This window comes from Lentibacillus juripiscarius (assembly GCF_042685205.1).
Lineage (GTDB): Bacteria > Bacillota > Bacilli > Bacillales > Amphibacillaceae > Lentibacillus > Lentibacillus juripiscarius.
On the sequence record NZ_JBHUNA010000026.1, the window covers coordinates 1 to 4775 of the forward strand.

Genomic DNA, 4775 nt, shown 5'->3' on the forward strand with positions numbered 1-4775 from the left:
GTACTCCCATTTTACAACGAAAACGATGGTTTTTGTTTGTTTATCTATCTATTTACTATACTAGGCACTCCAAACAACCCCCCTACCCCGTCCACACTACCAGATGTGCAAACGTAACGAGCACGGCTCCAACTGTATACTGAATAACAATCAGTGGCCATAACCATTTAATCCATTTAATCCAAGGAACCCTGGCTATCGCTAGTGATGCCATTAAAGCTCCGCCAGTCGGCGTAATCGCATTCGATATCCCGTCACCTAATTGAAAGGCAAATACAGCTGTCTGTCTGCTAACCCCTGTCAAATCCGATAACGGTGTCATAATGGGCATGGTTAAAGCAGCCTGACCACTACCTGAGGGAACAAGGAAGTTTAAAAAACTTTGTGTTACATACATCCCTATAGCTGAGAATGCTGTTGGCAGGTGACCAATTAAATTTGAAACAGAGAAGAGGATTGTATCAATCGTACGACTATCCTGCAAAACGACCAAAATACCATATGCCAAGCCAACAACCAAACCACCGACGACAAGATCTTCGCTTCCCTTCACAAAGGCCTCAGCAATTTGATTCACCCTTAACTTACCAATAATGCCAACCAATATGCCCATCAATAGAAACATAGCAGCAATTTCTTTAATATACCAATCGAAAAATGTAACACCAATTGCCAGGCCAACAATCGTAAGGGCTAAAACTCCTATTATGAAACAATGCCTTGCCGTCAATGTTTGCAGGTTCTTTTTATTGTTGACATCACCACTTCTTTGTCTATCTGCTAGATACATCATACTTTTTTCCGGATGGTTTTTAATCTTTTTCGCATAAAGCGTCACATAAGTGATACCGATGGAAACGAAAATAAACCATACAATAATCCTAAATCCAAGTCCGGAAAATAATGGTACATCAGCGATTCCCTGTGCAACACCGATTGTAAATGGGTTCATAAAAGCTGCCGTGAATCCTGAGTAAGCGCCAATCAGCACCATACCTGTTCCCACGAGCGAATCGAAACCTATTTTTATGGCTAATGGCACCAATATCAATATAAACGGTATCGTTTCTTCAGACATACCAAATGTACCGCCACCTAAAGCAAATAAAAGCATTACAACCGGTATCAAAAATATTTCTTTTCCGGCCATTTTATTTGAAATGGCACCAAGCCCCGCTTCAATTGCTTTTGTTGCGTTGAGAATACCGAATGCCCCACCTACGATAAAAATAAAAAAGATGATTCCCGCACCTTCAATCATTCCCTCATGTACCGCCTGGAAAATACCGAAGAAGCCTGTCGGATTGGAATCAACCGTATGGTATGTCCCATCCACCACAACCGTTTCACCAGCATCACTCACTTCACGTTCGTACTCACCTGCCGGAATCATATATGTCAAAACAGCCATAATGACAATCAAAGCAAATAAAATGACAAAAACATGCGGGAACTCAAATTTTTTTCTGGGCTTATTCGAACTTGAATTGGCAGGCATGGACACTTCATTCATATTAAAAACAGCTCCCTTTATATAGTCACAGAGGACGACCGGCAGACTAATTTCGTTGCTGATACTCAATTAGTTGGTTTCCACCGGTTGCGATTAAGGTGTTAATTATTTTTAGGACTCTTAAACTCTTTTTTAACCGCAGCCAACAATTCGTTATTAGTTATCACTTCATAGCCAGTCTGAGCTAATGACAAGACACCACTAGCAATCACATCATCCCCATCTTTGGTGATTGTTTTATCAGCAAACGCTTTTGTGTGAAAGGTCAGATCCGGTTCGTTCAAGCCTATATATGGATGAATAGATGGAACGACCTGACTGACATTGCCCATATCTGCAGAACCGTAAGCCTGCTTAGACGGCTCGATTGGGTGCTTGCTATATTGTTTTAAATGTTTCGTGAATGTATCAGATAATGTTTGATTCGTAATCATGTTGTCGTAACTCAGTTCATAATTAGATATGTCAACCGAAGCACCCGTCATCGTTGCAGCACCGTGAGCAATCTGTTTTACCTTTTCAACAACTTCATTTAATTTTTCTCTACTCTGTGACCGGACATAAAACTGTGCAACTGCTTTTTCAGGTACAATGTTCGCTGCTTTTCCTCCCTCAGAAATGACACCATGAATACGAATATCATCCGGCAAATGTTCGCGAAGCGCGTTAATACCATTAAACAATTGAATAACCCCATCCAATGCATTAATTCCCTCTTCAGGTGATGCAGCCGCATGAGATGTCTTTCCCGTAAAGTCAAATTGAATAGCATCCATTGCAAGTGTTGCACCGCTTTCTTCTGAAACATCTGATGGATGCACCATCATTGCTACATCAGCATCATCAAATATGCCTTGTTCACTCATCGGCACTTTGGCACCATTTGTTTCCTCAGCAGGTGTACCAAACACAATCACCTTCCCGCCAATTTCCCGAAGCTCTTTGCTAAGCACAACACCAGCACCCGTACTCATCATGGCAATCAAGTTATGTCCGCAGCCATGCCCAATCCCTGGTAAAGCATCATACTCCGCTAGATAGGCAACAGTTGGACCTGGTTTATGACTATTAAATTCAGCCTTAAAAGCCGTTGGGCGATCAACAATACCTGTTTCCACCTCAAAGTCATGAGAGCGCAGGTAATCGGTTATTAATTTCATAGATTGATATTCTTCATCACCAAGCTCCGGGTTCTCATATAGTTGCGTCCTCATCTGAAAAAGGTCTTTTTTAACATTATCAAAAGTATTAACAAGCGACACGAACATTCCCCCAATTCCGAAAATTATTATTCTGAATTATAACATGAGTCTATCATTTAGTCTATAAGGATGAAGAGACAATACAGTTGGAAGTATAGCTCCCCTTTGGAATAGACAACAAAGCAAGTCTATTCTTTCACTAACCTGCATATTGTTTTATCAAGGTGACGTCTGTATTTACTCATTACATTGTCCGAAACAAGAGTCAAAATTACTGGCGCTACCTTATCCTGCCGCTTATTGGTTTTACCATTATTGCCTATGTGTGGATCAACTTGGCACCACAAGCCAAAACCCTCGGGCTTACTTGGCTGGCGGCTGGGATAATCATTGCGATTTACTTTGCAGTGACGAAAAAAGACGCGTCCATCGATATGGATTAACCTAAAGTTCAAGGCTGCCGCACCGATGCCTAAATTATGTTAAAATTATGTAAAGAGTACAAGGAGTGAGTTAAATGCCAATCCATCACCATCATCATCCCTATATGACCATTCATGATTTCAAATCGCACAGTCACTATGGATGGGATCATTCATTGAAACCAATTGCGGAAGTCGAATCCGGTCAAAAGGTTACCTATGAAATTACTGAATCCTCAGGTGGACAGTTTGCCAGACGTTCTACCGCAAAGGATGTCAAGAATCTGGATTTCAGCAAGATCAATCCCGTAGCTGGCCCTGTTTATGTAAAAAATGCGGAACCGGGGGATACGTTGGAAGTCGAAATGTTAAATTTCCGCCAGCTTGATTGGGGCTGGACCGCTATTATACCCGGTTTCGGGCTGCTTGCCGATGAATTTAAGGAACCAGCTATTAAAACATTTGATTTAACTAAACAGCACAAAACGGAATTTCTTGATGGCATCGACTTATTCATCAAGCCATTCCCTGGAACAGTGGGCGTCGCCTTGCCTGAACCAGGTAACTTCAGTGTCGTTCCTCCAAGGAAAAATGGCGGCAACATGGATATACGTCATTTGACACGCGGAACCAAACTTTATCTTCCTGTGTGGGTAAAAGGTGCCTTATTCTCGATTGGGGATACACATGCAGCACAGGGTGATGGCGAAGTGTGTGGCACGGCTGTCGAAGCATCAATGGAAGCAACCATCCGCTTCAAATTGCATAAAGGAAAATCCATAGAAGAGCCGCGTTATGAGATTCCTGGACCACCAACACCAGAAGCGGATAGCAGAGGCTATTACGTCACAACTGGACATGGTGAGGACCTAGTTGAAGCCTCTCGAAACGCCATCCGCTACATGATTGAGCATCTGGTGGACACCTATCGAATGACGGATGAGGAGGCCTATATGCTATGCAGCGTCGCCGTCGACTTGCGCATCAGTGAAATTGTCGATATGCCAAACTGGCTAGTATCAGCATTTCTGCCGAATTCAATTTTTAGATGATGCTGGGGGCTGATTGATGATTGATTGGAATTTCGGCACCACTGACCACGGTTTCAAAGACTAAGAGATGAACCATTTGCCACAAAAATGGGAAAGGGACTCTAAATTGGCCCCCTTTCATGACTAGGAAGGCATAATAGCAACAGGCCAGGATAAGCTTCTCCTGGCCTGTTTACTGAAATTACTCTATAAGTGCGTGTTCAAAAAGGAGGATAAAAAGGATCGAGAAGTTCGAGGCGGCGCAGCTTTGAGTAGCGGAATGTATGGAATTTAATACATGAGCAACAGAAAAGCAAGCCAACGAAGAAATTCGAAGTATCATTTATACCGGACTTTTTGAACAACCCCTATAAAGACAAGGAACCGCCTGCCTGCTGTTGTAATAAAGCTTGATCAAGGGACAAAACTTTCCATCACTCAAACAGAACTGACAGGTCTCAGTTATCCTTTATCTTTTAAAAACGATATTTTTTTTGAACTAAATCGAGAATACCTTTATCCTGAATTATTCATTGAAACTTAGTAGAAAAGTGCAATTGTTTGTCGCCCAAGCGGTTTCGCCAAATTACATTTTCATCAAATAAAT

At 42.0% G+C, this 4775-nt stretch carries 4 protein-coding genes; 2 read left to right on the forward strand and 2 right to left on the reverse strand.

Annotated elements, in window-relative coordinates:
* Positions 1–82: 82 nt before the first annotated feature.
* A complete protein-coding gene (locus ACFSUO_RS12245; protein ID WP_382394475.1) occupies positions 83–1582 on the reverse strand; it encodes a YfcC family protein in 1500 nt (499 codons plus the stop codon).
* Between the two features lie 32 nt (positions 1583–1614).
* Entirely contained in the window at positions 1615–2727 is a 1113-nt protein-coding gene (locus tag ACFSUO_RS12250) for a M20 family metallopeptidase (RefSeq protein WP_382394477.1), read from the reverse strand.
* A gap of 212 nt (positions 2728–2939) precedes the next feature.
* On the opposite strand from ACFSUO_RS12250, the gene ACFSUO_RS12255 reads away from it, so the two are divergent.
* Together ACFSUO_RS12255 and ACFSUO_RS12260 are read left to right on the forward strand one after the other, a co-directional pair.
* A complete protein-coding gene (locus ACFSUO_RS12255) occupies positions 2940–3158 on the forward strand; it encodes a hypothetical protein (RefSeq protein ID WP_382394479.1) in 219 nt (72 codons plus the stop codon).
* Positions 3159–3232: 74 nt separating this feature from the next.
* The gene (locus ACFSUO_RS12260; RefSeq protein WP_382394481.1) at positions 3233–4189 is read left to right on the forward strand and encodes an acetamidase/formamidase family protein; all 957 of its coding nucleotides are present in this window, start codon (positions 3233–3235) and stop codon (positions 4187–4189) included.
* The last annotated feature ends 586 nt before the right edge of the window (positions 4190–4775 follow it).